Source organism: Streptomyces sp. NPDC004610, assembly GCF_040609715.1.
GTDB lineage: Bacteria > Actinomycetota > Actinomycetes > Streptomycetales > Streptomycetaceae > Streptomyces.
Window position 1 is genome coordinate 32964 of sequence record NZ_JBEXLA010000005.1, and the last position, 25384, is coordinate 58347.

A 25384-nucleotide genomic window follows, 5' to 3' on the forward strand; every position below is an offset into this window, starting at 1 on the left:
CGCTGTCAGCCGCCCGTGTCGGGCGCCGTGCGCGGCATGTGGCGGGCCTGCAGCGAACAGCAGGTTCGCCCGGCGCTTGTCGACGGGCAGCGTGCTCAGGAAACTGAAGCTTCCCCGTGATCTTGGACACGGTGTTGATACGCCGCGAGGGCCTGGTCTTGCCGGTGGCGCAGGCGGGTCTCGTGGGGCGTGAGGTAGCCCCAGTGGATGTGCTTGCGCAGGCGGCGTCTGTTGTGGAAGGTCTCGATGAAGTCGAAGATGTCGGCGCGCGCGGCGGCCCGGTCGGGCCAGAAGCGCGTGCCGACATCCTCTTTGAGGACGGCCCGGAAGCTCTCCGCGGCGGCGTTGTCGAAGCAACTTCCGGTCCGCCCCCCGGGTGAGGCGAACCGGGCGGCGATGTCTTCGAGGTAGGCGTGTTGGTGGGCGAACAGCAGCCAGGGCGCGCATTCCTCGCCGCTGGCCTCGCCGGTCCAGAAGGCGGGCGTCTCGCTGCGGTGGCCGAGGTGGCGGGTGATGTAGCGGGGGCAGAGGCTGGAGCCGAGCCGGGCGGCGCCGACCGGGGACAGGTCGGGCATGCCCGACAGCGGGGGTGCGGGGTTGTGGAGCGGGCTGCTGAGCTCGACGTAGTGCGGGAGGTCCCCGGCCTGCTCGGACAGCGGGCCATCGTCCGCGAGGAGCCCGTCGTCCAGCACGTGCAGCGCCCACGCGAACGCGCAGGTGAGGTCGTCGAGCCGGTAGGCCGGCGGGATGCGGGGGTCCTGGCCGGTGGCCAGGTCACGGCGGGCGTGCGCGGAGTCCAGCGCGTACAGGTCCGAGCCGCCGTGCGCGCCGAGGAAGGCCAGGATCACGCCGCGGCGGGAGAAGCGTACGAAGCCGTCCAGGTGCGGCAGGTCGGCCCTGGTGATCGCGGCCGTCCCTTCGGCGGGGTGAGCTTCGTAGATGTGCAGGCCGATGCTGGTGCCCTGCCAGCGGGCGCCGCCGGCGAGGTCCCAGGTCCCGGGGATCTCCGCGTCGGGATCGCCCGGGATGTGACGGGAGGTCGGCCAGCTGTAGTCGAGCTGCCGGGCGAGGGTCCGGGGGCGCCCGTCCGGGGGCCGGGGCCGTACGATCTCGCGGGCGGGCACGATCTGGCGAGGAGCGTGCACGTCCTTCTTGAAGTGGTGCTCCTTGAAGTAGTGCTCCAGAATCTGGCGGGGGCCGCCGCGGGCGACGTGGGTGCCGGCGAGCCACCTGCGGTAGGTGTTCTCCGTCACCTGGATCTTGGCCGGCGCGGGCTGCCCGAGGTCCCGCGCCGCGTCAGCCGCCATGACCTGCCAGTGCACCCGGAACCGGGCCACGACACGCAGGGGGGTTCCCTCGCCTCAAGGAGCTGGTGCAGCAGGGTCCGTGGCTGGGGTGTCATGCCGCCCCCGCATGTGCCGTACCGGCAGCCGCGCCCGGGCGCCGCGCCCCCGGGACGGGGGTGGTGGGGTCCACGGGCCCGGCGGACGGCCGCCCCACCGGGCGGGCGGGCCGGCGGACCGCACACGGGCGGCCGGGGCCGGAGTGCGCGTGGGCGGCGCGGGGCCGGTGCGGGTACGCCGTCGCCGGGAGGGGTGAGGCGACTGCGGGCGGGCAGGGGACGGCGCCGGGTCGCGTGCGGTGGGCGGGCTGTGGGTGTGTCAACGCTCCGGGCTCCTGTTGCGGCGCACCTTCGCCGGTCCAGAAGGCGGGCGCCTCGCTTCCGTGGCGCCCCGGGAGGGGACGTACAGGCCGATCACGTCGACCGGGCCGCCGTCCGTGTCCACGCTCACCCCGGCCGCCTGATGGGGTAGGTACTGGATTGCGGTGTCCAGCGGGCGGGTGGCCAGGCGGCTCACGCCGCGTTCACCACGGGCCGCTGGCCGGGGGAACGTGACGCTGTCCCGACCTCCCCGAACACCTCCGCCAGCAGCGCGCACCCGGCGCTGTCGGCTGTCTCCGTGAGGACGAAGACCTGTTCCGGCCGGCCTGTGAGGTAGGCGGGCTGCCGCTCGGTGCGTTCCCGGCCGGGGTTGTTGAGGCTGAACGTCATCACATCCGTCGTGCTGGTCATCGGTCCTTCACCCATGGTTCCCTGATCACGTCGACGATCGCCCTGGCGATCTCCTCCGGACCTCGGTACTCGTGTCGAGCCGGAGCACCCGTACCCCTGCGGCCATGAGGAACCCCGCGGCCTCACGGTACCCGGCGCACTCCCGTGCGCTGCTGCCCGGCAGTTCCTCGTACCGGCTGTGCGTGCCCCGGTCCTTCAGCCGCCGTTCCAGCACATCCACGCGCGCACACCAGAACTCGACCTCGTCATCCTCTCCCTGGACGAGTTCCGCGCCGCCGGGATGCCCGGCAACGAGCGATACGCCCTCGCCCGCGGCCGGATCGTCCTCGACCGGCTCGACGGAGGTAGCGCCCGGATTCTCGCCGCCAAGGCACAACTCGATGTCGGCGAAGCCTGCCAAGAGGCGAGCGAACGGCTCGACGCCTACGTCAACTCCCTCTACCGCTCGCTCAAGAACCACCGCGACGGACACGCGCTCGCGAGCGGGCTCGACGCCACCGACAGCATCCGGTTCCTGCTGGAGCTGCTCTTCGCCCTCGACCGTCGCCCCCGCCCGTACAACAAGTATCCGGTAATGGGAACTCACCCGATTCCCGCTGCCCGGCCGGGACACCGCCGTACTGCTGGACGCGGTGGACGACATCTCACGAACAGGCGACGCACGCGCCCAACGCGGTCTCTTTCGCCCAGGTGGAGACCGCGGCCCAGCGGGCCGGGCACGGCGCGGTGCCGGACGCATGGGGTGAGGACGTGAATCTGATGCGGCGACCGCAGAACGACGACCCCGACGCCGCCCGCCGGTGACAGACACCGCGACGGCGGTCCGGCGGCGTCACGGGATGTGCTGGTATCAGACCATGGACAACAAGCGGCGCGTGCTGATCATCGCCTACGACGACGCGCAGATCCTCGACATCGCCTGTCCCAGCGGCGCGTTGGACATCGCCAACCGCTACGGCGCCGAGCCGCCGTACTCCATCGAGCTGGGGACCCTGGGCCGTCGGGTCGCCCGTAGCTCGGCGGGGATCCTGATGGGAGCCGGGCAGCGGCTGGAGACGGTCGCGGGGCGTCTGGACACCCTGTTCGTGGTGGGCGGCATCGGCTGTGAGGACGCGGCGTCGGACGAGCGCCTGCTGGGCCAGGTACGCCGGCTGGCCGGCCTCAGCCGACGGGTCGCCTCTGTCTGCACCGGTGCCTATGTGCTCGCCGCCGCCGGACTGCTGGACCACCGGCGGGCGACGACCCATTGGGGCTGGGGCGAGCGACTCGCCGAGCGTCATCCCGCCGTGGCCGTGGACGTGGCCCCGCTCTACATCCGCGACGGCGACGTCTACACCTCGGCCGGCGTCACGAGCGCACTCGATCTGACGCTGGCCCTGATCGAGGACGACCACGGCCCGACGCTGGCCCGCGCCGTCGCCCGGGAACTCGTCACGCACCTGCACCGCCCGGCCGATCAAGCCCAGATCTCCCTGTTCCTGGCCGCGCCACCGCCGGAGGACCGCCTGGTGCGGGACCTGATGGGCCACATATCCGGTCACCTGGCCGAAGACCTCACCCCGACCGCCCTGGCAGCGCGGGCGGGCGTCAGCCCCCGGCACCTGGCGCGCCTGTTCACCGCACACCTCGGCACGACCCCGGCACGGGCCGTACGCGCGGCACGTACCGACGCGGCGGCCCACCTGGCCCGATCCAGCGGACTGTCCATGGCGGCGATCGCCCGGCGCTGCGGATTCGGGTCGGCACAAACCCTGCGGCAGGCGTTCCTCGACCACTACGGCGTCACGGGGCACACGCTTCGCAGGAATCCGGACATGCCGGCTGCGCGCGTCACCCCGAAGCAGAAGACTCCCACCCCATGAAGCAACCGACGACACGCAGAACCGTCCTCCGCTCAGCCGCGGCCACAGCCGCCCTCGCCGCCACTGCTACGGCTACGGCTACGGCCAAGGCGGCGCACGCCACCCCGCAGGCCGACACCGGACCGACCACGGGACCGACCACCGGACCGAAGGCCGGACCAAGGACAGGACCGAAGATCGGAGTCCTCCTGTACGACGGCTACAGCCTGCTGGACCCGACCGGCCCGGCCGAGGTGCTGTCCCGGCTGCCGGACGCGACCGTGACGATGATCGCCGAACGGCGCGGCCCGGTCCGCACGGACACTGCGGACGTGGCCGTGGTCGCTGACCGGTCCATCGACGAAGTGGACCGTCTCGACGTCCTTCTCGTCCCCGGCGCCGGCAACCGCGGCACCATCGCCGCGATGAACAACGAGGCGCTCCTGCGCTGGATCCGCCGGATCCACCGGCACAGCCGGTGGACGACCTCCGTATGCACCGGCAGCATCATCCTCGCCGCGGCCGGACTGCTGGACGGACGACGGGCGACGACCTACTGGGCATCCGCCGAGTACCTCCAGTCCACCTACGACGTGACCTACCTGCCGGAGCGCTATGTACGCTCAGGGAAGATCATCACCGCCGCGGGAGTGTCGGCGGGAGTGGACATGTCCCTGTACCTCGCCTCCCTCATCACGGACGAGGACACGGCCCGAGCGATCCAGCTCGCCGTCGAATACGACCCCCAGCCCCCCTTCGACTCCGGCGACGCCACACAAGCCAGCCCTCAACTCAAGCAGAGGGCGCTGGAGTTGCTGGCCGCGTCGCAGGTGTAGCCGAAACCGGGCTCGCCCCGGCAAGGGCCGCCCCGCGCCCCGGACCACTGCCTGCTCCACCCCGGGCTGGACATCTTCGAGGAAGTAGCTGTCGTGCCGGACGCGGAACTGCTTGAGTTCCTCGCCGCCGTGCCGCGACATCTCCGCGACGCGCTCCAAGCACTCCTCGCGCGGGGCGCCCGGCACCGAACTGCGATACGGCGACATCATCGCTCGGCACCGACCGGGATTCGAACTCGCGTCAGTGGGAGTCGACCGGGAGGGCCCGGGCGGCGCATGGCTGCTGCCCAGCAAGCCGGATGCCTCTGCCCGCGGCCTGCGCGACGTACTCACCAAGGCAACCGGCGCGAACGCCGCAGTGGTGTTCCGACTCGGGTGGCCGGACCGGCCGCCGCAGGGCCACTGTGTGATCTCGGTCGGTGCCGCCGGAGTCGCCCCCTTCGGGTGACAGAGCATCACGGCAAGCGGCACGAGGAGACGTCCACCGGCTTCGTCACCGCGGCGGCCGGGATCATCCTCGGCCGGCGAGGCTGCGGCGCCCGTGTCGCCGTCCTGCGAGGCGCCGCCTGCGCGAGGAGCGACGTGGAAGCGGCGTTGATGCTCCACCACCGACGGTGACGCTGCTGATCGCGGGGCCGACGGGACCACTTGCCGAATTTGTGATTCGTCGGTGGTGGGTCCGGCAGTGGCCCTGGTGTGAGCAGTCGGACGTGGCCGTCGGGGGTGGTCGTTGTGGCGCGGGTGGTGCTGGTGCACGGGGTCGCTCAGCAGTTCGCGGGGCCGGAGTTGCTGTCCTTGCGGCTGGGGGCCGCGGTCCGTGACGGTCTGCAGGCTGGCACCGGGACTGGTGCTGGGGCCGGAGGATGTGGCGTGCGCGTTCTACGGGAACGTGTTCGTGGAGCCCGGGACCCGGTCGGGGGATCTGCCCGCCTGGGACGAGCGCGACGTGGAGGAGGGCCTGGAGGCGGAGCTCCTGCATGCGTGGTGGCGGGCTGCGGCGGAGACCGACGACCAGGTGCCGTCGCTGGATGAAGAGAAGAGGGGACGCGGGGGCCGCTCGTATACGCGGCCACCCGGCCACTGCTGTCGCGGTGGGTGCGGGAGGGGCTGCAGGCTCTGGCGGCGGCCCGCTTCTTCCAGCCGGTGTCGAAGCGGGTCCTGGTCTCCGAGCTCAAGCAGGTCCGCCGCTACCTGGACGAGCCGCCCGTCCGGCAGGCCTCCCGGGCGGGGTTGCGGCGGAGATCGGCGCGGAGACCCGGGTGGTCGTGGCGCATTCGCTGGGTTCGGTGGTGGCCTACGAGGTGTTGTGCGAGAACCCCGGGTGGCCGGTGACGGAGCTGGTGACGGTGGGCTCTCCGCTGGGTCTGCCTCTGATGCACGGGAGGCTGAGTCCGCTGCCGGTTCAGGCGCGGGGCGCGTGGCCGGGCGGGGTGGTGCGGTGGACGAACGTGGCCGATCCCGGTGACATCGTCGCGCTGGTCGCGGCTCTGGCCCCGCGGTTCGAGTCGGGTCCGGCAGGCGGGGTGGACGACCGGACGATCAGCAACGGAGCGCGGATGCATGACTTCGACCGCTGTCTGACCGCCCCGAAGACATCGACCGCCATCGCCGCCGGCCTCCAGGGACCGCAGGCATGACAACTGCCGGAGCAGCCGGACTCCCCTTGCCGGGACGGCGGTTCCTGATCGCGTCCGGCGTGGGCACCTTCCAGCATCCCGGTATCGGCGGCCTGCCCGGCGTCGGGGCGGACGTGCGGCGGGTCCGGGAACTGCTGGAACCGATGGGCCACGAGCCTGTCCTTCCCGCTCTGGCCCGCGATCCGACCCCGCCGAAGGCATCGAGGAGTGGGCACAGGAGGCATCGCTCGGGCCCGAGGACGTGGTGGTGATGTACCTCGCCGGGCACGGTGTCCACGAGGAGGACCGCCACTACCCGCTGTGCGCCGACACACGGCCCGGCCGCTGGACACGGGCGCTGGCGGCCGAGGACCTGGCCCGCCCGCTGATGCAAAGCCTGGTGGGGCACCTGCTGGTCATGCTGGACACCTGCTACGCGGCAGCCGGCACCGCGGACATCGGCCGGCTCGCCACCGACCTGGCGGATCTGCACCGCGGGCGTGCCAACCGCTGGCTCCTGGCCGCCGCCCGTTCCAGGGACCGCGCGAAGGAGAACGTCTTCGTCGACGCGCTCACCGACGTCTTCACTAGCCCCCGACACGGGGCGACCCAGCAGTACGTGAGCGTGCGCGAGGTCACCGTACGCGTCCACGCACATTTCAAGATCCACCGCCCCACCCAGCAGGCCCGGCTCACCGCAACCGACACGGACGGCCAGGAGCCCTTCTTCCCCAGCCCCCGAATCTGGAGAGGACCCTTCTCACCCGGCCTTGCATCACTGCTGGTCATGGCCTTACCCACAGGCAAGATCGAATGAGACGGGACATTACGGTCACGTGCGCTCCTTGGTCGGAGCACAGGATCAGGCGAAGGCCGCTCGGATGTCCGCTGAACTGCGAAAACACGGCTCAAGTTCGAGGACCGTTCGACACCGGGACGATAAACGACAAGCTGAGTGGGTGTTTCTCTTCCTCAGCACGTCGAAGCGTCCGTTGGCCTGCGGGTTTCGTCCGACATGGGCTGTTGAGGCGGCCGTGAACGTTCCCTGGCCCCGACGGAGACGGGGCCGCGGACGGGGCCCTTCGTATCGACCGCCATGGCCATGCAGAACCAGGCGGGCATCGCCCGGACCAGGGTTACGGTCAGCCAGCGCCACCGGTACCACGCTGCTTCGTCGCACGCCGACGTCCGCATCGAAGACGGAACGCGCATCGGGCGTCTGGACGCCGAGGTGGAGCGGCCCGGGGCCTTGGAGCGGTGGAACGAGGACCACTCTGCTCGGCGCCACCGCTGACCGTCCTGGGGCGCGCGGGCGGGCCGGTTGAGTAGCGGGCCGGGTCCGGCTGAGTACGAGTGCTCAGGGCGGGGCGCCGAACTCCTCGTACCGTCGGGGGTGGTGGTCGAGCGGACCGGACGGCGGGGAGCCCATGAACGCACTCATGCAGCAGGCGAGCGGTGGTTCCTGCGCGTCGGAGGAGTGGCCGATGCTCTACCTGGGCGTGGTAGCCGTCCTCGCGGGGTGCGGGTTCCTGGTCAACCTGATCGCGCTGTGGATGAGCATCAACGTCGAACAGCCGGTCAGGACGTGGGCGGTGGCGATGGTCCTGCTGCCGTGGATCGGCCTGGTCGTGGCGCTGGTGGCGTCCCTGGGGCTCGGCCTCGACGCGGCGGACCGGGGCGGGTCACCCTGGTGGTTCCTGCTCGCGGGAGCCGGGGCGCACCTGGGGGCGCTGGCCGTGGTGGCCCTTCTGGCCTGGTCCGCCACGCGCAGGGCCAACCGTGATGGCGTCCCGGCGCCGGACACGGCCGCGCCCGGCGCGCGGACCGAGGGGACACGTGCCCCCTCGGAACCGGCGCGGTCGCGGCCCTCCGCCGCCCCCGTCGACTCGCCCCGCTCGCACGAGGAGTGGCGGTCCCGGGTGATCCGCAGGCCGGACGACGTGGGATACGGGGTCCTGCTGCCGTGGCTGGCCGAGAAGTACTTCGCGCACCACCACCGCCTGGTGGACCGGCACCTGCCCTCCGGCTGCCACCCCGGAGAGACCGCCACCGCGGACGACGCGCTCGCGGTCCTCGCCCTGGGTGAGAGCATTCACCGCGAGCTCTTCCGGGACCGTTCCTGGTTCGTGCACGACGCTATGAGGTGGGGTGCCACCTGGAACGAGGTGGCGGCCGCGCTGGACGTGACGACGGGCCAGGCCCGGTCCGTCCTCCGGTCCTACGCAGAGACGCAGCGGAAGCTCTACGAGGAGACCGAGAGGACGGGTGACCGGCCCTTGGGCTACTCCGCCGAGAAGTACCACTCCGCGCTGGCGCTCATCAGGCTCGCCGACGACGCCCGGTCACCGTCCGCCGCGTAGCGGGACGGACGGACTCGGTCCAGGTCGGGGATGAGCAGGTGTTTTGAAGTAGGCGATGGAGTGGGCTCTTCCCTGTGACACGATGCAGGGGTGGACAGCTCTGGGTGGGGAGCAGCTGAGCGGAGGGTGGCCGCAGAGATGCGGCGTCTGCTGGATGAGGCTCAGTGGTCTCCGGACGGCGAACCTGAACAAGTGCTTTTGATCCTGCGGAACCTCAGTGATGGCATCGGCGGCCTGGTCTGCGACGAGAGCGGTCGTGTGGATACAGATCTGGCCAAGGCAGTGTTCAGCGCCGACCCGCTCGGTGACATCTATGTGTTCGCCAGCGGCCTGAGGAAGAGCGTTGACCAGCGGCATCCTGCTCAGGGTGATGCGGGACACGCTCTGGCGAGGGAGGCTTTCGTTCAGCAGGCCTGCGGGAGCTTCCCGTACTTCCACCGGCTGCAACGTGAACTCTCGGAGTCCCTGGACCAGATCTTTCCGCGCAGCTGAGCTGCCTTGGGTCAGACGTGGTTTCTCTTGTCCCCGTTGTCGGTGCTGGGGCCTTTGCGGGTGAGGCGCCTGGTCATGAGGGTGCTGAATGACCAGTTCAGGTGGGCTTCCGATTCTCTGAACCATGGACCGGTCTCATGGAACCCCGCCTGTGGGGTTGTCTCCTGGGTAGGTCATGATGCGGCGATGAGCATGCAGCATCCTCAGGAAGTTGGCCAGGGGCACGTCGTGGCCCGGTATGTCGCTGGCGAACGGCGATACCTCGAACTGCTGGGTGGTAGTTTCCTCGGCCTTGAGGTGGAGGCGCGGGCCGCTTTCGTACGCTCGCTGCAAGCTGATTCGCTCCAGGTGAGCGGCCAGGAGATCAGGGCACTCCTCGGGTATGAATGGCGTTCCCGACTGACCGCTGCGTGGTTGGTCGGTGTGGCCCGCCGGGTTGCGTGGCGTGAACGCATCGGGGACCTCCTGCTGGCCAGTGAACTCACCTACGCAGGTCAGGGATACTGCTTTGCGCTTGCCCGGTTCGGCAGCCAGGATGATGCGGATATCCTCGTGTCTTATTTGGATCGTTATCTTCCGCAGTTGGAATGCCGGTATGACCAGGGAGCCGCCCTTGGAGCTCTCATGAGGCTGGATTCCCAGCTGGGCACAAGTCACGCCGAGCGATTCGTTTCTCCGGATGGCCCCTGGGAACGATGGGTCGATGCGCTTCCGCATACGCGCGGGACCGCGACCGCGTGGGCGGACAGCTCCAGAGCAGCGATCGACGCATGGTGCGGGCCTTGGGACGCTTGATCTGTCGCTCATGAAGTGGAGAACGGTGTCGACCGTCGGCTGTCGGTGGCACGTCCCGCGATCTGGTTGAAGGTGGGCATCCCGAGATCGACCGCCGAAGCCGTGCGGGCGGTGGCGGCGTCCATCTGGACAAGCTTGTTGTTGGCGCCGGCGAGGCTGGTTTCGAGGCCTTCGACTTCGCCGAGCCAGCCTTCTCGCTCGGCCTCGGCAATGCGGTCGATGAGGTTGTCGCGGATCTCGATGAGCCGGAGTCGTTCGGCGGGGTCTGGCCGGAGCATGGCGCATCTCAAGCAGGCGTGATCATGAATGCAAGGGGTGGAGAAGGCCCGGCCGCAGGTGCCGATGGAGAGTTCCGCATCTCGAAGTGGCCGAGGAAGGAGCCCCATTCCTCGTCGGTGGGTGTGCGGTATTCCTCGCTGGGGCGGGAGGCCCGGCGGCGGGCGATGAAGGCGCAGTGGGCTTCGATGACCTCTCGGGGGTAGACCGCGAGGTAGCCCATGGTCGAGTCGATCACACGGTGACCGGCGACGAGTTGTGCGATGTGGGGAGGCATTCCGTTCATCACGGCGTAGGTGATGAAGATTCCTCGAAAGTCGTGCGGCTGCATGGTCAGCCGCACGCCGCTGGCGTCGGTCAGACCGCTGCTTGCAAGGGCCTGGGCAATGTATGTCCGGATGCGGGCCGGGTGCATGGCCCGGTTCTCGGTGCCGATGCGGTGCTGGAACAGCAGTGGCATCGGCGGATTCCAGACGCGTTCGTGGGGGTCGTAGGCGGCAACCGAGGCGACGATATTGTCGCTGTCGCGGACTCGCATGATGATGCGGCTCAGGACGTCGGCCAGCTCGGGGGTTACCAGGATCAAGCGTTCTTGATCGGTCTTCGACGGGGCGATCTGGAGGAGCGGGACGAGCTCGCCGGTGGTCGGCAGCCGGTACTGGATGAGCGAGTGGTGGCTCAGCTCGCACAGTTCCTCGATCTGGATGCCGGCGTGGCGCAGGACTTCGATAGCGGCCCAGGCCCAGAACGCCTTGTGGTCCTCGTGGGTGAGATCGCGCTGGGCGGTCCGGACCGCGGTCCTGGGCGCATCGAGGTCTTGGGCCCAGACCTTGGCACCGGACGCGGTTTTCAGAACCGGCCGGAAGAGCGCCTGGCCGTCGACAGTGAAGGTGGTGCCGGGCTCGGCCTGTCGCGCGGCGGCGAGGACCGCTGCGGCCTTGAGGCGGTTGCGTTGGCTGGTACTGACGAGGAGTGGGAGCACGGGCAGTCGTTCCCGTGTGCGCTGGTCCATCTGCGCCTTGACGCGGCGCTGGTACTTCTTCTGGTTCGCTTCAGCGCTGGTGACTGGGCTGGGGGCTGCCCAGGATCCCCAGCGTGCGGGGTCCTCGGCAGCCCCCTGAGCGAGGTCGAGGTAGAACGCCCGCACCGTCGTGAGATCAGATCGTGCGCTCTTCCGCGGGCTGGTGACCGAGGCCGTGCTGCTGACCCTGGACCGGGCGACACCCATCTCCACCTGCTCCGGCCAGCCCGCTGCGGTGCAGCGTGGCGTAGGTGGCCAGGGCAGTCCTGGGGGCGGCGGCGAGGGCTCCGTAGATCTCCTGGGTGATTTCCGGTGCCCGCGCCGTGGGCATGGGGGCAGGCTCGTGCATGTGATGGGTGGGTGAAGGTTTCTGGGCCACGGGTCGAGAATGCGCTCGGCACGTCTGGTGGGCGGTGTAGCGCCAGGCCGTTCCCTGGGTTTCTTCCGAAGCGGCCTCACAGGAACTTGCACTCGTCAACCGGGAACCGCCCGATTGCCTCCTTGCCGGGGGATGTGTGCGTAGCGGAACAGGGCAGCCACGACCCGCTGATGCGAGAAGTGGACGCGGGTATGGCACTGAACGGGCTTGGCGGTGGTGGCGCCGTAGCCGAAACTTCGGAGGACGGGCTTTCAGCCCATGGGAACGAGAGCGATCGGTCGGGTCGTTGCAGCGGCCCGGTTGTGGATCTGGCAGGGGAGTTCGGCGCGGAGCTGGTGCGGGCCATCCGGGTCGGCCTGGCCCAGGGCGGCAGCTCCACCCACGCGCTGCGGCCTGCGCCCCAGTTGAGCTGGTGAGCCTTCGTCGCCGAGTACGCGCGGGGCGCACTGGCCGGGCCGGGCGGCGAAGACGAGGGACGAGGTCAGGGAGGCGCTGACCGTCGTCACCCTGGAGGTGCTCTGAAACCACCTTTCCGGGCGGCCCGGCGGGCCCCTGCCGCGCGGGTCCCTTCGCCACGGGGTCTTCGGGGTACCGGTCCGGGGCGGCAGCGCCGAACGTGGGCGGCGGTGGTATTCCCTGCGCGGCGGGGGACGGACGGCTCAGGTCGGCTCTGCCGCCGGGGTCGCCACCCGCTGGTCTCGGTCGGGCCGCGCAGCTCGCGGGTGTGCTCGGCGGTCTGGGCCAGGTCGAGGCCGTTCATAGGGATCGGGAGGAGGCGATAAGTGGGGTCAGCTCCCAGGCCAGGTCCCGGAAAATGCGGTGGAGCGGGCAGTACGGCTGAGGAACACAGCGGTCTGGTGCGCGGCGAGCGGAATCCGGTGAATCGCATCCGCGTCGCTGCAGTCTGGTGCTGTCCGGATGGGCCGGTATCCAAAAAACTCCGGGGCGCAATGAGCTTGGGGCGGGGCGCCGGTGAGGGTGCTTTCGCTGCGAGCGCCAGTTCGCTGAGGCGATTCACCCGTACACCCATGCTGCGAGGGTGCACGGCGGGTCAGGTGACCGCTGCCGGTAAACCATCACGCCCGGCAACCTGACCTGAATCTTGAGCGATCTACGACGGATGGGCGGGCGAGGTGGCCGGCTCCGCGAACGCGAACGCGAACGCGAACGCGGTCCCGGGCCGGCAGGGCCGGGCGGTCGCAGGCCCCTCCTGGGATCAGCGGCAGCGCGGGTCCCAGCCATCGGCGGCTGCCCAGGAGGTCGCGGTGGGTGGTGGTGGTGGTGAGGAGGGCGGGCGATCGGGTGCGAGTGGTGTGTGCGCCGCCGAGGCGTCATGGTGCGGTGTGCTCGAGGTGGTGATGTCCGAGGCCGGTACGTCCTCTGCGCATGAATCGGCCGTTCGCGCCCGGGGCATCGGTGGCTCATCCGTCCCGGTGATTGTTCTCCGTCCCGTGGGGGACTTGCCGTCTCTCCTCCAGGGCTGGGCCCGGCCATTCCGCAGTGTGGCGGCATGGCTGCGGAGAGCCCCGGATATGGATGGCACGACCCGACCTGTACGGCCCGTCAATCGGTGTACAACGGAGGTTCAGCCGCGTGATCGTCTCTTCGGAAGTCGCAGCGCAGATGAAGGAGTTCGACGAGAAGGGCTTCCTGGTGCTTCAGGGCCTGCTGCCGGCCCTTCTCGTCGAGCGTCTGGCCCGGGAGGTCGATCACTGGGTGGACTCCGGGCTGCGGCAACGGTCCATCGACGCCTGTTTACGCCCGGAGCGCTGCCCCGTGCCGGAGACGGTCGAGCTGGAGCTGGCGGCACACGGGGAGCTGGCCGTGTTTCCGCCGCTGCTGGAGCTGCTGGCCGACGACAGTCTGCTCGGCCCCGCCTTCGTGTTCCACCATCTCCACAGTGACCGCCGCCCCGCCGGTGCTCCGGGCAAGCCCTGGCACCACGACTACGAGCAGCGGCCCCAGCTCCACCGGCGGCTTCCGATGGTTCATGTCCTCCACTACGTTCGGGGCCTGCGGCCGGGCATGGGGGCTCTCGCCGTGCTGCCCGGCTCGCACCAGGAGGTCGCGGAGAAGAACGCCCGCAGTCATCTGGGAACGGCTGTCCTGCCGGGGGAGGCGGTGATCGACGAGCTGCCTCCGGGATCCACGGTGGTTCTGCACTCCGCGCTGTTCCACACCCGGCGGGCCGGGGACGCGTCCGGGGCCGACAGCGCGGGCCGGTACATGATCGACGTGTCGTACTGCCGTACGGGTGAGCCGTGGCCGCCGGTCAAGCCGTACTGGCGCCGCATACTGGCGGTGGGCCGGGAGCGCCGGCTGGGACAGGGACGGTGGGCCGAGTTGTTCGAGGAACGTCACTTCAGCGCGTACGAGCCGGACAGCGCCGGACGAGCGGAATGAGGGTCGTGGGGGCCGTCCCCTTCGACCGGGTCCTGGGTCACTTCACGCGGCACCACCCGCATCACCCCGGGGACATGTCCGACTCCAACGACGAGGCGGAGACCCATATATGCAACGCCCAGGCGCTCTCGGAGGGCCGCTGGCACCACGTACTGCTGGAAGGACCGGAGGTCCTCGGCGTGATGCTGCCCTGGCATCTCGGGGAGGACGGGGAGGTCGAGCTGATCCCGAGGACGGGCCTCACCGTACGGGCCGCCGCCGCCCGGCTGGCCGCGCTCGGGGACACGTATGCCACCTCCAACCCCATGTGCGCCCACAAGCTGGACCGTCAGGTCCGCGCCGAGCCCACCGCGGTGTTCCTGACCACCAGGGCGGTGGGAGGGCCGGACTACGAGGGACTGTCCGTCCGCGAGGGACTGATCCACCTGGACGGGCTGCACCGGATGCTGGCCTGGGAGCGGTCCGGGCGGCTGGCGCCCGGCCGGTTCCTGAAGGCGTACGTGGCGGGTCTATCCCCGGCCGACGTAGGGCATGGCGCTGGGCATGACCAGCACGGACTGGATGTTCACACCGTCCGGAAGGGCGGCCATGGCCCGGACCATGTCGACCACGTGCCGGATGTCCATCGTGGGTTCCACCCGCAGTGAGCCATCGGCCTGCCGGACGGCGGGCTGCGGCCGGTCGGCGGGGGTCACATTGCCGATGTCGATCTGGCCGCAGGAGATGCCGTGGCGGCGGCCGTCGAGGGAGAGCGAGCGAGTGAGGCCGGACACGGCGTGTTTGGCCGCGGTGAAGGCGACCGAGTCCGGTCGTGGCATCTGCGCCGAGGGAGCCCCGTTGTTGATGATCCGTCCGCCCCGGGGAGTCTGCGTCTTCATGATCCGGAAGGCTGCGCGCGAGCACAGGAAGGTGCCGGTGGCGATCGAGTCCATGACCCGGTGCCAGTCCGCCACGTCCACCTCCTCGGTGGGCGTGTACGGCATGACGTCAGCGGCGTTGTTGAACAGCAGGTCCAGCCGCCCCCAGCGCTCCACCACCGTAGAGAACAGCGCGTCCACGGACCCCGCGTCGGTGATGTCCGCGGGCACCACCACCGCCCGGTCGCGGTCACCCGCGTCGGCGAGGTCCGCCGTTCCACGCAGCCGCTCCTCACGCCGGCCGGTCAGCACGACCGTCCACCCATCGGCCAGCAGACCCAGGGCGCAGGCCCGTCCGATACCGCTGCCCGCTCCCGTGACCACAGCCGTCCTGACCACACCGCATCACCCCTCCATGTCACGCCGTCCCGAGTACCGGCCCGAACGCCGGGAAACGTGTCCCCGTGCATACCCCGGCAAACAGGAGCAGCCATGAATGACCGTTTACAGGCCCTGCACGGCACGGACGGCAGCAGGTCGTGGTTCGAGCGGGCCCAGCACTCTCTCGCGGGCGGGATCAGCTCGTCCTCCCGGCTCACCTCCACCGGCCCCCACCCCTACCCGCTCTACATGACCAGCGGGTCGGGCTCCCGGATCCGGGACGTCGACGGCAACGAGTACATCGACTACCTCATCTCCTACGGCAGCGCCGTCCTCGGCCACGCCCCGCCGGTGCTGACGGACGCTCTCACCCAGGTACTGCGCACCGGCACGATGTTCGGCACCTGCAACCTCCCGGAGGTGGAACTGGCCGAGACCATCTGCCGGATGGTGCCCTGCGCGGAACTCGTCCGCTTCGCGAACTCCGGCAGCGAGGCCGTCCAGGGCGCCGTACGAGCCGCCCGCGGCCATACCGGGCGTTCCCGGATCCTGAAGTTCGAAGGGCACTACCACGGCTGGTCGGACACCCTGGCGATCTCCAACCGCCCCACCGAGCACGAGGCCGGACCCCCCGGCACACCACGATCCGTCCCGCACTCCCCGGGCATTCCCGCCGGGGTCGTGGACGACGTGGTGGTCTGCCCCTGGAACGACCCGGTCGCGCTGCGCGCGGCGCTCGACGCCCACCGCGGGGACCTGGCCGCCGTCATCTGTGAGCCGATCGTCGCCAACAACGCCTGCACCATGCCCGAGCCGGGATACCTGGAGACCCTGCGCGAGGAGTGCACCACCCGCGGCATCGTGCTGATCTTCGACGAGGTCTGCACCGGGTTCCGCACCGGCCCCGGCGGGGCCCAGGCCCTCTTCGGCGTGATACCCGACCTCGCCGTGTTCTCCAAGGCGCTCGGGGGCGGCCTGCCCATCGCCGCCTTCGCCGGACGCCGGGAGATCATGGGCGCGCTCGCCTCCGGACGGGTCAAGCACGGCGGCACGTACAACGCCTCGCCCCTCTGCGCGACGGCCGCCCTGGTGACCCTGCGGCAACTCGGCGATCCCACCGTCGTCCAGCGGATCGACGACGTCGGCCGCCAGGTGATGGAAACAGCGCGCAAGGCGGCACACGACCAGGGCATCCCCTGCTCCGTACAGGGCGTCGGGGCCATGTTCCAGACCGTCTTCACCACCGACGGCCGCCCCACTCGCCACTACCGCGACCTGCTCCGCGTCGACGAGGCCCGCTCCCACGCCTTCCGGCACGCACTCCTCGAACGCGGAGTCCACGCCAACGCCTTCCCCATGGCCTGCTGGTTCGTCTCCGCCGCGGTCACGGACGACGACCTCGCGGCCACGTGCACGGCCATCACGGAGGCGTTCAAAACCCTGTGATCACAAGCGCCATCAGCGGAGGCATGAGGTGCTTCTCTCTCATTCGCCAGGTGAGGCGTGAGGCGTGAGGCGTGGGGTTTGGGGTTCGGGGTTCGGGGTTCGGGGTTCGTAGAAGGTGCCGTCGCGGAGCCTCGGAGGAGCACGTTGGTCCGTTGCCGGGGCCAGGCGGAGGAAGCGAGGTGCGCGGCGGTGGGGAAGCCGGTGCCGCCGCCGACGGTGACCAGCAGGATGGCGGGGGTCCTGACGTCGGCGCCGGGCAGCGACGTCAGGACCTCGGAAGGAGGGTGGGACTCCAGCAGGCCCGTGATCTGGGCGTCTGTCGCACGTCTTTGTTCGTGGACGGCGCCGGACGGGCGGGCCGGGGACGGACTACTACGTCCAGGGTGCCGGTGCCGGGAACGATGACGGTAGGTCGTCGAGTGCCTTGACGACCTCGTCGGTCAGTCGCGTGGCCATGCGCGGGGCCTTGGGCCGGATCACCTCGACGAGTCTGCGGCGTCCGGCCTTTCGCAGGGCGGCCGGGGAGCCGTGGCGTTCGGGGAGCCAGGTGATGGCTTGGTGGTCGAGCCGGGCCGGGGACGCGTTCCAGGGGCCGGGTGGACCTGGTTGAACAGGCCGCGGATGCGGTTGCTGGTGCGGGTGGGCCCGGCGGCCAGGTCCTGGTCGAAGCCGACCAGGCCAGCGTGCGGTGAGGAGTGGAACGGGCCTGTAGGGGTTTTGTCCATGGCCGCGAGGTCGGCGCGGGGGCACCGTCGCGGATGGGTCGATGGGTGAAGCGCCGCGACGAACTCGGTCGGTGGTGAGCAGCAGGATCCACTGCCGGCCGGTCATCTGCCTCTTGCTGGCCGCCCGTACCGCACCGCCCACCTTTCGGTGCGTTCGCTCCTTCGGCAGCCCTCGCGCGGGTGACACCAGCTCGTGCGCGGGCTGTCGAAGGCTCTGGCACAGATGCAGGGGCACCGTCTGCCACATTGGGTCGTCGGACTCCGGCAGTACCCGGCCCGTCGCGGCTCCCGAAGCGGTCGGCGATGCTGCGGAGGGGGCTGGTGGAGTCGGTTCCTGCTCCACTCCGGCTTCAGGTGAGACGGGGCTGATCGCCGGCCGGGACGTCTGTTCTGCAGGCGCGGCTGGCTGACGGCCTGACGGCCTGACGGCCCGACGTACGGGCACCGAGCGCAGCGCGCCCGACCCGACTCCTCGACGGCCGCCTGCACCACCGACCGCCTCGGGCCGTACACCAGCGCGGCCGGCTGGTGTGGCAGGCGTAGGCCTCCATCGCGCGCAGGGCGGCTGTCGCTGTGACGTCGTGGCCCAGTATGAACCAGGCGGCGCCAGCGCCATTGGGTTTGGCTGAGCTGCTGTTCGCGGGGTCTGATCTGGTGTTTTCCGCGGCGGACATGTCCGCCACGGTTACACATCACGAAAGCCGCCGATGTCATGTCATGCAGCGGGCAGAGCTGCAACATCACTTACCGATGGGTTGAGGCGAGCGAAGCCTTCCTGACGTTGGTAGGGGAAGTACGGGTAGGTCGCCACCTTGTCGCTCGCTGCATTGAGTTTCGCCAACTGGTCGGACGTAAGGGTCCAGCCGACGGCGCCGAGGTTCTGACGGAGCTGCTCCTCGTTGCGGGCGCCGATGATGACGGAGGAAACGGTCGGCCGCTGGAGCAGCCAGTTGATGGCGATTTGCGGAATTTTCTTGCCGGTCTCCTGAGCGATCTCGTCAAGGGCGTCGACCACGCGGTAGAGGTGTTCATCCTCGACCGGCGGGCCGTAGTCCGCGGTGTCGTGCAGTCGGCTATGGGCCGGTAGGGGCTGGCCGCGGCGGACTTTGCCGGTGAGCCGTCCCCAGCCGAGGGGGCTCCAGACGAGGGCTCCGAGGCCCTGATCCAGTCCGAGGGGCATCAGCTCCCATTCGTAGTCGCGGCCGATGAGGGAGTAGTAGACCTGATGCGCGACATAGCGCGGGCGGCCGTACCTCTCTGCGATCGAGAGGGACTTCATCGCCTGCCACCCGGAGAAGTTGGAGATGCCGAGGTAGCGGACCTTTCCTGCTCGTACGAGATCGTCGAGTGTGGACAGGACTTCCTCGATCGGCGTGCCGGCGTCAAAGGCGTGCAGTTGGAACAGGTCGAGGTGGTCGGTGCCGAGCCGGCGCAGGGCGTCCTCGCACGCGGTGATCAGACGCGAACGGGAGGAGCCCGCATCGCCTGGACCGTCACCCATCGGCAGGCTGGTCTTGGTGGATACGATCACCCGATCCCTGCGGCCTTTGAGCGCTTCGCCCAGCACCTCCTCAGAGGCGCCGCCGGAGTACACGTCGGCGGTGTCGAACATCGTGATCCCGGCGTCCAAGCAGATGTCCACGAGGCGGCGTGCCTCTCGCGCATCGGTGTTGCCCCAGGCGCCGAACAGCGGTCCCTGGCCGCCGAAGGTGCCGGCGCCGAAGCTCAGTGCGGGGACCTTGAGGCCGGATGCACCCAGCCGCCTGTATTCCATGGCTGTTCCTCTCTCGCTGCCTCACTGGCTAATGGTTCTGTAGTTCCGTTAGGGTGTTCCTCAACGTAGCAGATGTGAGCGATTAACGAAACTGGAGTCCCGTTATGGGGTTTGAGGGTGCGGATCCGGGGACCATCCGTCCTGGAGGGCGCACGGCACGGGTGCGGTCGGCGGTGCTGCAAGCGGCCGGGGACGCCCTGGCTGAGCATGGCTTTGCCCACCTGGACCTCGCCGACATCGCGCGCCGTGCCGAGGTGGGCAAGACCACCGTCTACCGCCGCTGGGGGACGGTGACCAGCTTGGTGGCTGACTTGCTTGTGGACATGGCCGAGCAGTCACTGCCGCGTACCGAAACCGGCTCGCTGCTCGGCGATCTCAGGGCCAACGCCCGGCTCGTGCAGCGCACCTTGGCCGACCCGCGGCAAGGAGCGCTGTTCAAGGCAGTGATCGCAGCAGCCACCTGCGAGGCTAAGACAGCTGAGGCCCTGCACAACTTCTACGACATCCGCGTCAAGGAGTGGGCACCCTGCGTCCAGCAAGCCATCGAGCGGGGCGAGGTACCTGAGGGCACCGATGTCCACGAGGTCATCCGAGCTGTCTCAGCCCCCCTCTACTACCGCCTGCTGACCACGGGCGACCACCTCGACGAAGCCGCCGCGGACCAGGCCGCCGAGGCCGCCGCAGTCGCAGCGCGCGCGGGAGCATACCTGCGGGGTGAGTGAGGTCTTGCGTGACCAGCTTCTTGTATCCGTCCGAGTGCTGGTCACCGTGCGCGCGATCTCGGGGGGCATAGGGGCTCAGGGTTGCGTCGACCTCGGCGGCAATCTCGTTGTGGTGGCAGAGCATGCGGGTGACCACGGGAGCGAGGGCCTGGACAACGAGCAAGCGGATCGCGGCCGGGGTCCCCACTGGGCAGGGACCCCCCCAGGGGATCGAGGCGAAGTTCGAGGGCCTTCATGGTCACGTCCTGGGGGCCCGCGCTCCCGGGCCGCAAGTCGGTCGGGGACGGCTCGACCTACCGCTGGTGGCTGGGTCAGTTCGAACTGCTCGGCTACCACCCCGTAAAGGTCCTGTACCTGAACAGCCAGTTCTTCGGGGTGCCGCAGTCGAGGGACCGCGGTACGGGGTGTTCAGGGACCGCGGCTACGGAGTGTTCGTCGACAGGTCCCTGCCGATGCCCGACCTGGAGCACTTCCGGTGTCCCACCGCGGACGCTGCGACACCGACGTCGAGGCCGTGCGGACGTGGCAGACCGGTATCTCGGCGAGCGGCACGGTGATGTACGGCAAGCAGCACAAGTACCGGTGTGCCCGTTCTGCCGCCGCCCTGTCGTCCCGCTGATGACGCCGTCGCTGGCTGTGCTCGACCTCAGTGGCCTGGGCACGTGGATCGGTGACAAGCCGGTCAAGACCCACAGGGACGGCTTTGTCGGGCCGCTGGCGCGGTCGTCGATGGCGCGCTGCCGAGCACTGCCGACGGCGGTTCGTCGACTTCCCGACGATCGTCATGCCGGCGAGGGGCGTTCACGGCTCGAAACGGCTTCTGCTGCAGCCGATGGCGACGCAGACCAGCCGGCAGGAGACCGCGACCCTGTCCACCGGTCCGGTCGTCCAGCCGCTGTGGACACCGGACACCGGACGCCGACGGCGCACTGCCGCCGCTGGCGCTCGCCGTGGACAACTTCCAGGGGGCGGCGCGCACAGGGTGGCGACGGCGGCCTGGAGGACCATGAACAGGGTGATGTTGTGACGCTGGGCGAAATCGAGGAGGCGGGCGTGCAGATCCAGATCGGCGTCGAGCTCGATGTCCACGGTGTCGCCGCGGAAGTTGAGCTTGCGGGGTCGCGGTCGGTCGGTGGGAGGGGTCAGCTGCTCGGGCAGGTCGCCGAGGGTGCGCTGCCAGTAGTCGGCCTGCGTGGCGAGGGCGCTGTCCGGATCGTCCTCCGTGCCGAGCACCCGGCGCTGCCACAGGGTGTAGTCGGCGCACTGAACGGGGAGCGGCGCCCAATCGGGGGCCCGGCCGTCGAGCCGGGCGGCGTACGCGATGCCGAGGTCGCGGGCGAGGGGCGCCATGGACCGGCCGTCGCCCGCGATGTGGTGCAGGGCCAGCAGCAGGACGTGCTCCTCCGGTGCGAGCGGGAAGGGGTGGGCGCGCAGGGGTAGTTCTGTGGCGAGGTCGAAGCCGAGGGCCGACGCTGCCGCGAGTTCCGCGGGCAGCCGTTTTCGTTCACCGGGGTGACGGTCAGGGCGGGGCGGGCGGTCGTGGCGTCGAGGATGATCTGGCGGGGTTCGCCGCCTGCCTCCGGGTAGACAGTGCGCAGCGATTCGTGCCGGGCCGCGAGGTCGGCCGGGGTGTCGGCGAGAGCCGCGCGGTCCAGGTCGCCGGTGATCCGCAGGGTGGCCTGGATGTTGTAGGCGGCGCCTCCGCCGTCCTCCAACTGGTTGAGGAACCAGAGCAGGCTTGCGCGATAGCCGCTTGGCTCGCTCTTCGATGTTGCCCCTCAAACGGGGACGGTCAGCCAACATCGCTCGCGGGTGTGACGTCATCTCCTCGCGTGAAGAGTGCAGCCGACGACGTGCAGCCACCAACGCGACACGCGTCAGTTCGATGGGCGGGGGTTCGGCCGGCAGGAAGCGGCGGGTGCCCCGGATCGGGAGGCCCACCCCGCCCGCTGCCAGGCACCGTTCGGGTACCGAGTCCAGGGCCTGCGCTCCTCGCAGCCCGAGGACCGCCAGCTGCTTCTGCCCGCTTGGCTGCGCCCGCCGGGTCCAGCCGCTACCTGACCCCCTGTGCGGCCACGACCAGCGCGGCCCGGATGGTGGCCTGTAGCTCGGCTGCCTCCTCGTTCGGCCCGCCGCTGACCGTCCCCTCACGCCGGGCGAAGCCCTCCACCGCAGCCCGCATCGCCGCGTTCAGCATCGCCGCGCGGACAGTCGCGGCCGGATCTTCCGCAGCCGTCCCCGACCGCGCGGCGAGCGCCGCCGCGAACGCCGGGACCGCTTCGTCGTGTGCCTCCAGCCATACCGCGCGAAGCGCGGGCTCGGTTCCCATCACCCGCAGCAGGGCGACCACCCTCTCCCGGTCGGTCCCTCCGATGACCCCGAACTCGTCGTCCGGCCAGGTGTCCAGGAAGCCCTCCAGGGGCTCGTCCGGCGGCCAGGCCCGTAGGCAGCCGGTGATCGTCTCGATGCCTTTTGAGAACAGCGGTGCGACGCATGCCTCGATGCTGGGGAAGTAGCGCCACACGGTGCGCCCGGAGACTCCGACCGCACGTCCGATCTGCTCGCCGGTGGTAGTGGCCACCCCTTGGCTGAGGAAGAGGTCCACCGCGGCCCTGGCGATGCCCAGCCGGATCTCCTTGCGCTGGTCCTCCGTCAGCGGCGGCCGTCCCGTCCGTCCGCGTGCCGTGGTCATCCGCTCCTCCTCCGGTCCGGGTGACCTACCTGCTCGGCGAGCCTCTGGGGTGGCCTCCCGGAGTGAGTTTATAGCACTCACAGACATAAAGTCGTAGGGTGAGGTCGTAGGCGTCAGGGCCCCCTCGCGCCTACCCACTGACGGCAGGAGAACTTGCATGGCCACTGGACTCGGCGGACGTAGCGTCATCGTCACCGGAGCAGGTTCGGGGATCGGCAGGGCCGCGGCCCTGGCGTTCGCGGCCGAAGGCGCGAACGTGGTCGTCGCGGACATCAGCGAGGAGCGCGCCACCACCGTCGTCAAAGAGATAGAGCGAACGGGCGCGAGCGGCACCGCGGTCGCGGTCATCGGCGACTTGAGCGAGCAGCGGCACGTCGACTTGGTCGTCGGCACGGCTGTCGACCGCTTCGGCGGCGTGGACGTCCTGGTCAACAACGCCGGGATCATGGACCGTATGTCGGCCCTCGCCGACGTATCCGATGACGAGTGGGAACGGGTGATCCGGGTCAACCTCACCGCGCCCTTCCGCCTCACCCGCGCCGTGCTCCCCCATATGCTCGCCGCCGGTCGCGGTGCCATTGTCAGCACCGCCTCCGAGGCGGGCCTGCGCGGCAGCGCGGCCGGCGCCGCCTACACAGCCTCCAAGCACGGCATCGTCGGCCTGACGAAGAACCTGGCGGTCATGTACCGCAAACACGGCATCCGGGCCAACGCCATCGCCCCCGGCGGCACCAGCACGAACATCTCCGTCTCCCCCGAGGAGAGCGCCCACGGCCCCGCCGCGCTCGGCCCGCACTTCGTCAACGCCGGCAGGCTCGCCCAGCCCGAGGAGCAGGCCGCCGCGATCCTCTTCCTCGCCTCGGACGCCGCCAGCAACATCAATGGCGCGATCCTGCCCGTCGACGATGGCTGGTCCGCCGTCTGACCGGCCCCCGAGCCACGATGCACGCCCTGCCCGGAACACCACGGCCTTTGTCCGCCGCGCGGCTTCCGGGATCGGGCACTGGTTGTCCAGGGCCTTCGTTTCCGCAGCAGCGTCCATTCGGCCCCGGCCCGTCGGCCGGGCTCCCGTGCGGTCGCGGTCGTGGCCCCTGTCGGTGGCGGCCAGGGTACGTAGGTCCTTCTGTACGACCTGCCGCCCGGTGGTGTTCACGGCCTGCCGCATGACATGGCCCGTGAGGCGAAGCCAGTGCCGGTCAGGGAAGACCGGAGCTGTCGCTGCCCCCGCCAGCCTGGGCGGGACGGGGGGAAGCAATATGAACGAGCCCGACTACACCGACGTGTTGAGTGCTTGCGCCGAGGACGTCGAGGCCGCGATCGGGTCCCGGGGTCGTGGCCGGGCGGGGCGGGGCGGGGCGGGGCCCAGACTCCTTCCGGGTTTCGGGTGGTCCGGACGTGATCAACGCCATCAGCGTCGACGGTGAGCCGGAAGTCCTCGCAGACGGGGCGCCGCTGCCGCGCCTGCGTGCGGGTCGCTGTGTGTGAGGAGGCAGGCGTCGAGGGTGTGGGCCGGTTCGGTGGATCGTTGGTCGTCGTCCACGGGACCGGTCAGCGGGCCGATGTGCGCCGCCCAAGGAGCGGGCCGCCGAGCTCGGCGCGTCCCGCGCGCGAGAACAGGGGGCGGGACGCGCGGAACTGGTCGGCCCGCGCGATGGTGCCCGCCCGGTCGATGGCGGGCACCTGGTCCACGCTTCCCAGCTGCGATCGGTAGGCGTCCTGCACCCCGGCCACCGTGCTGCTCGCTCCGCGACCGCGCCCGTCACCCCCCTCCGGGGGCCTGGGCCGGGTCAGCTGTGGCTGTGGCGCTCAGGTCAGTTCGGCCGGCGGGGCGACTGGCCGGAGGATGCCGGCCGTCGTTCCGGTCGGCATCGCTGCTACGACGCCGCCGTCGACCAGCAGATCGGTGCCGGTGATGAAGGTGGCGTCGGGGCCGAGGAGGAACGCGGCTGCCGCGGCGATGTCGCCCGGGGTGCCGAGCCGCCGGGTTCCTGACGCCTCCACCATCGCGCGTATGCCCGTCCCGTCGGGTCCGGCCAGCTCCTGCTGACCCATGGGTGTGGAGATGACACCGGGGCTGATCGTGTTGACCCGCGCCCCGCGCAGACCCCACCGCGTACTGGCGCTCTGGACCCTCAGCTGGTTGGCTCGTTTGGAGAGGCTGTAGGCGAACCTGGCGTGGGGCACGGCCTCGCCGCGCAGGATCGGCAGGGCCAGCAGTTCGTCCGTCGGGGTGTTGGCCAGGGCTTGTTCGGTGTCCGTGGAGAACCCCCCTCGGGCGAGGGTCCCCGCCATGCTCGCGATGAACACCCCCGCGCCGCCGGGGGCGATGACCTGCTCGAACGCGTCGAGGGTGAGGGCGACACCGAGCAGGTCGACCCGGAGGATCGCGTCGACGGGTGCCTGTGCGGGGGACAGGCCGGCTGTATGGGCGATCCCGGTGACCGCGCCCAGCGAGGCCGCGGTCTCCGCCAGCTCCGCCACGGAATCGGCGGAACCGACATCGACGCGCCGGCCCTCGACGTCGTACCCGTCGCCCCGCATCCGCTCGGTGAGAGCGTCGAGCAGGGGCTCGTCCTAGTCGGCCAGGAGCACCTTGCGGCCCATGCCGCAGCGTCGGGCGATGGCCTCGCCCATGCCGCCGACGCCGATCACGGTCAGTACGCCGGGTGTTGTCATCCGCTCGTTTCCCTTCGA

The 25384-nt window shown here is 70.2% G+C and carries 25 protein-coding genes and 6 pseudogenes; 17 read left to right on the plus strand and 14 right to left on the minus strand.

Features of this window, described 5'->3' with window-relative positions; all coding sequences use genetic code 11:
• Positions 1–95 precede the first annotated feature (95 nt).
• A complete protein-coding gene (locus ABZX40_RS07040; RefSeq protein ID WP_355730852.1) occupies positions 96–1307 on the minus strand; it encodes a hypothetical protein in 1212 nt (403 codons plus the stop codon).
• 548 nt (positions 1308–1855) lie between these two features.
• Positions 1856–2074: a hypothetical protein gene (locus tag ABZX40_RS07045; RefSeq protein WP_355730854.1), complete on the minus strand. Its 219-nt coding sequence runs from the start codon at positions 2072–2074 to the stop codon at positions 1856–1858.
• A 223-nt stretch (positions 2075–2297) separates the two neighbouring features.
• On the opposite strand from ABZX40_RS07045, the pseudogene ABZX40_RS07050 reads away from it, so the two are divergent.
• The 3 genes and pseudogenes from ABZX40_RS07050 to ABZX40_RS07060 form a co-directional block, all read left to right on the plus strand.
• A pseudogene (locus tag ABZX40_RS07050) lies at positions 2298–2878 on the plus strand (hypothetical protein); the annotation flags it as partial.
• 53 nt (positions 2879–2931) lie between these two features.
• Positions 2932–3936, plus strand: coding sequence for a helix-turn-helix domain-containing protein (locus tag ABZX40_RS07055; RefSeq protein WP_355730855.1), 1005 nt, complete (start codon positions 2932–2934; stop codon positions 3934–3936).
• Positions 3933–4751, plus strand: a complete 819-nt coding sequence (locus tag ABZX40_RS07060; RefSeq protein WP_355730857.1) for a DJ-1/PfpI family protein — start codon at positions 3933–3935, stop codon at positions 4749–4751. Before ABZX40_RS07055 ends, ABZX40_RS07060 begins: the two co-directional genes overlap by 4 nt.
• A gap of 54 nt (positions 4752–4805) precedes the next feature.
• Here the strand turns inward: ABZX40_RS07060 and ABZX40_RS07065 are convergent.
• Positions 4806–4934: pseudogene (locus ABZX40_RS07065) on the minus strand (cupin); the annotation flags it as partial.
• A gap of 61 nt (positions 4935–4995) precedes the next feature.
• On the opposite strand from ABZX40_RS07065, the gene ABZX40_RS07070 reads away from it, so the two are divergent.
• From ABZX40_RS07070 to ABZX40_RS07105, 8 genes are all read left to right on the plus strand, one after another.
• Positions 4996–5199 carry a hypothetical protein gene (locus ABZX40_RS07070; protein ID WP_355730858.1) on the plus strand — a complete coding sequence of 68 codons (204 nt, stop codon included), beginning with the start codon at positions 4996–4998 and terminating at the stop codon, positions 5197–5199.
• Positions 5196–5369, plus strand: coding sequence for a hypothetical protein (locus tag ABZX40_RS07075; RefSeq protein WP_355730859.1), 174 nt, complete (start codon positions 5196–5198; stop codon positions 5367–5369). Before ABZX40_RS07070 ends, ABZX40_RS07075 begins: the two co-directional genes overlap by 4 nt.
• A gap of 647 nt (positions 5370–6016) precedes the next feature.
• Complete coding sequence (locus ABZX40_RS07080) at positions 6017–6388, plus strand: hypothetical protein (protein WP_355730860.1); 372 nt, start codon at positions 6017–6019, stop codon at positions 6386–6388.
• Positions 6389–6635: 247 nt separating this feature from the next.
• Entirely contained in the window at positions 6636–7184 is a 549-nt protein-coding gene (locus ABZX40_RS07085) for a hypothetical protein (RefSeq protein ID WP_356008873.1), read from the plus strand.
• A 279-nt stretch (positions 7185–7463) separates the two neighbouring features.
• Positions 7464–7661 (plus strand): hypothetical protein, encoded by a 198-nt coding sequence (locus ABZX40_RS07090; protein ID WP_355730863.1) that lies wholly within the window; start codon positions 7464–7466, stop codon positions 7659–7661.
• A gap of 133 nt (positions 7662–7794) precedes the next feature.
• Entirely contained in the window at positions 7795–8727 is a 933-nt protein-coding gene (locus ABZX40_RS07095; protein WP_355730864.1) for a hypothetical protein, read from the plus strand.
• 138 nt (positions 8728–8865) lie between these two features.
• Entirely contained in the window at positions 8866–9219 is a 354-nt protein-coding gene (locus tag ABZX40_RS07100; RefSeq protein ID WP_355730866.1) for a hypothetical protein, read from the plus strand.
• Between the two features lie 186 nt (positions 9220–9405).
• Complete coding sequence (locus ABZX40_RS07105) at positions 9406–10014, plus strand: DUF6000 family protein (protein WP_355730868.1); 609 nt, start codon at positions 9406–9408, stop codon at positions 10012–10014.
• Positions 10015–10022: 8 nt separating this feature from the next.
• Here the strand turns inward: ABZX40_RS07105 and ABZX40_RS07110 are convergent, their stop codons facing one another.
• The 3 genes from ABZX40_RS07110 to ABZX40_RS07120 are packed head-to-tail and all read right to left on the minus strand — an operon-like array spanning position 10023 to position 11642.
• Positions 10023–10292, minus strand: coding sequence for a hypothetical protein (locus ABZX40_RS07110; protein WP_355730870.1), 270 nt, complete (start codon positions 10290–10292; stop codon positions 10023–10025).
• Positions 10293–10300: 8 nt separating this feature from the next.
• Positions 10301–11437, minus strand: a complete 1137-nt coding sequence (locus tag ABZX40_RS07115) for a site-specific integrase (RefSeq protein ID WP_355730871.1) — start codon at positions 11435–11437, stop codon at positions 10301–10303.
• Positions 11438–11447: 10 nt separating this feature from the next.
• The gene (locus ABZX40_RS07120; RefSeq protein WP_355730873.1) at positions 11448–11642 is read right to left on the minus strand and encodes a hypothetical protein; all 195 of its coding nucleotides are present in this window, start codon (positions 11640–11642) and stop codon (positions 11448–11450) included.
• A 1641-nt stretch (positions 11643–13283) separates the two neighbouring features.
• Here ABZX40_RS07120 and ABZX40_RS07125 point away from each other — a divergent pair.
• Positions 13284–14093, plus strand: a complete 810-nt coding sequence (locus tag ABZX40_RS07125; protein ID WP_355730875.1) for a phytanoyl-CoA dioxygenase family protein — start codon at positions 13284–13286, stop codon at positions 14091–14093.
• Positions 14090–14554: pseudogene (locus tag ABZX40_RS07130) on the plus strand (DUF6309 family protein); the annotation flags it as partial. The gene ABZX40_RS07125 and the pseudogene ABZX40_RS07130, both read left to right, overlap by 4 nt.
• A gap of 48 nt (positions 14555–14602) precedes the next feature.
• Here ABZX40_RS07130 and ABZX40_RS07135 read toward each other — a convergent pair.
• Positions 14603–15349, minus strand: coding sequence for an SDR family oxidoreductase (locus ABZX40_RS07135; protein WP_355730877.1), 747 nt, complete (start codon positions 15347–15349; stop codon positions 14603–14605).
• A 93-nt stretch (positions 15350–15442) separates the two neighbouring features.
• On the opposite strand from ABZX40_RS07135, the gene ABZX40_RS07140 reads away from it, so the two are divergent.
• Positions 15443–16777, plus strand: coding sequence for an aspartate aminotransferase family protein (locus ABZX40_RS07140; protein ID WP_355730878.1), 1335 nt, complete (start codon positions 15443–15445; stop codon positions 16775–16777).
• 164 nt (positions 16778–16941) lie between these two features.
• On the opposite strand, the pseudogene ABZX40_RS07145 reads toward ABZX40_RS07140, so the two are convergent.
• Together ABZX40_RS07145 and ABZX40_RS07150 are read right to left on the minus strand one after the other, a co-directional pair.
• Positions 16942–17454, minus strand: a pseudogene (locus ABZX40_RS07145) (IS110 family transposase); the annotation flags it as partial.
• 763 nt (positions 17455–18217) lie between these two features.
• On the minus strand, positions 18218–19276 hold the full coding sequence (locus tag ABZX40_RS07150; RefSeq protein ID WP_355730880.1) for an aldo/keto reductase: 1059 nt from the start codon (positions 19274–19276) through the stop codon (positions 18218–18220).
• Between the two features lie 104 nt (positions 19277–19380).
• On the opposite strand from ABZX40_RS07150, the gene ABZX40_RS07155 reads away from it, so the two are divergent.
• Positions 19381–19998 (plus strand): TetR/AcrR family transcriptional regulator, encoded by a 618-nt coding sequence (locus ABZX40_RS07155; protein ID WP_355730881.1) that lies wholly within the window; start codon positions 19381–19383, stop codon positions 19996–19998.
• 475 nt (positions 19999–20473) lie between these two features.
• Positions 20474–20617 carry a hypothetical protein gene (locus ABZX40_RS07160; protein ID WP_355730883.1) on the plus strand — a complete coding sequence of 48 codons (144 nt, stop codon included), beginning with the start codon at positions 20474–20476 and terminating at the stop codon, positions 20615–20617.
• Between the two features lie 182 nt (positions 20618–20799).
• Here the strand turns inward: ABZX40_RS07160 and ABZX40_RS07165 are convergent, their stop codons facing one another.
• From ABZX40_RS07165 to ABZX40_RS07175, 3 genes and pseudogenes are all read right to left on the minus strand, one after another.
• Positions 20800–21600: a condensation domain-containing protein gene (locus ABZX40_RS07165; protein WP_355731484.1), complete on the minus strand. Its 801-nt coding sequence runs from the start codon at positions 21598–21600 to the stop codon at positions 20800–20802.
• A pseudogene (locus tag ABZX40_RS07170) lies at positions 21594–21713 on the minus strand (hypothetical protein); the annotation flags it as partial. The gene ABZX40_RS07165 and the pseudogene ABZX40_RS07170, both read right to left, overlap by 7 nt.
• 338 nt (positions 21714–22051) lie before the next feature.
• Entirely contained in the window at positions 22052–22690 is a 639-nt protein-coding gene (locus ABZX40_RS07175; RefSeq protein ID WP_355730885.1) for a helix-turn-helix domain-containing protein, read from the minus strand.
• 157 nt (positions 22691–22847) lie between these two features.
• Between ABZX40_RS07175 and ABZX40_RS07180 the strand changes: the two genes are divergently transcribed.
• A complete protein-coding gene (locus ABZX40_RS07180) occupies positions 22848–23615 on the plus strand; it encodes a glucose 1-dehydrogenase (RefSeq protein WP_355730886.1) in 768 nt (255 codons plus the stop codon).
• 623 nt (positions 23616–24238) lie between these two features.
• On the opposite strand, the gene ABZX40_RS07185 is transcribed toward ABZX40_RS07180, so the two are convergent.
• Positions 24239–24379: a hypothetical protein gene (locus ABZX40_RS07185; protein ID WP_356008876.1), complete on the minus strand. Its 141-nt coding sequence runs from the start codon at positions 24377–24379 to the stop codon at positions 24239–24241.
• Between the two features lie 117 nt (positions 24380–24496).
• Positions 24497–25366: pseudogene (locus ABZX40_RS07190) on the minus strand (SDR family oxidoreductase).
• Between the last annotated feature and the right edge of the window lie 18 nt (positions 25367–25384).

Excerpts from the sequence above, each read along its gene's own strand:
- ABZX40_RS07180 (WP_355730886.1), top strand. The coding sequence starts at position 22,848 with ATGGCCACTGGACTCGGCGGACGTAGCGTCATCGTCACCGGAGCAGGT.
- ABZX40_RS07100 (WP_355730866.1), top strand. The coding sequence starts at position 8,866 with ATGCGGCGTCTGCTGGATGAGGCTCAGTGGTCTCCGGACGGCGAACCT.
- ABZX40_RS07055 (WP_355730855.1), top strand. The coding sequence starts at position 2,932 with ATGGACAACAAGCGGCGCGTGCTGATCATCGCCTACGACGACGCGCAG.
- ABZX40_RS07175 (WP_355730885.1), bottom strand. The coding sequence starts at position 22,690 with ATGACCACGGCACGCGGACGGACGGGACGGCCGCCGCTGACGGAGGAC.
- ABZX40_RS07140 (WP_355730878.1), top strand. The coding sequence starts at position 15,443 with ATGAATGACCGTTTACAGGCCCTGCACGGCACGGACGGCAGCAGGTCG.
- ABZX40_RS07090 (WP_355730863.1), top strand. The coding sequence starts at position 7,464 with ATGGCCATGCAGAACCAGGCGGGCATCGCCCGGACCAGGGTTACGGTC.
- ABZX40_RS07120 (WP_355730873.1), bottom strand. The coding sequence starts at position 11,642 with ATGCCCACGGCGCGGGCACCGGAAATCACCCAGGAGATCTACGGAGCC.
- ABZX40_RS07045 (WP_355730854.1), bottom strand. The coding sequence starts at position 2,074 with ATGACCAGCACGACGGATGTGATGACGTTCAGCCTCAACAACCCCGGC.
- ABZX40_RS07155 (WP_355730881.1), top strand. The coding sequence starts at position 19,381 with ATGGGGTTTGAGGGTGCGGATCCGGGGACCATCCGTCCTGGAGGGCGC.
- ABZX40_RS07150 (WP_355730880.1), bottom strand. The coding sequence starts at position 19,276 with ATGGAATACAGGCGGCTGGGTGCATCCGGCCTCAAGGTCCCCGCACTG.
- ABZX40_RS07040 (WP_355730852.1), bottom strand. The coding sequence starts at position 1,307 with ATGGCGGCTGACGCGGCGCGGGACCTCGGGCAGCCCGCGCCGGCCAAG.
- ABZX40_RS07110 (WP_355730870.1), bottom strand. The coding sequence starts at position 10,292 with ATGCTCCGGCCAGACCCCGCCGAACGACTCCGGCTCATCGAGATCCGC.
- ABZX40_RS07105 (WP_355730868.1), top strand. The coding sequence starts at position 9,406 with ATGAGCATGCAGCATCCTCAGGAAGTTGGCCAGGGGCACGTCGTGGCC.
- ABZX40_RS07095 (WP_355730864.1), top strand. The coding sequence starts at position 7,795 with ATGAACGCACTCATGCAGCAGGCGAGCGGTGGTTCCTGCGCGTCGGAG.
- ABZX40_RS07060 (WP_355730857.1), top strand. The coding sequence starts at position 3,933 with ATGAAGCAACCGACGACACGCAGAACCGTCCTCCGCTCAGCCGCGGCC.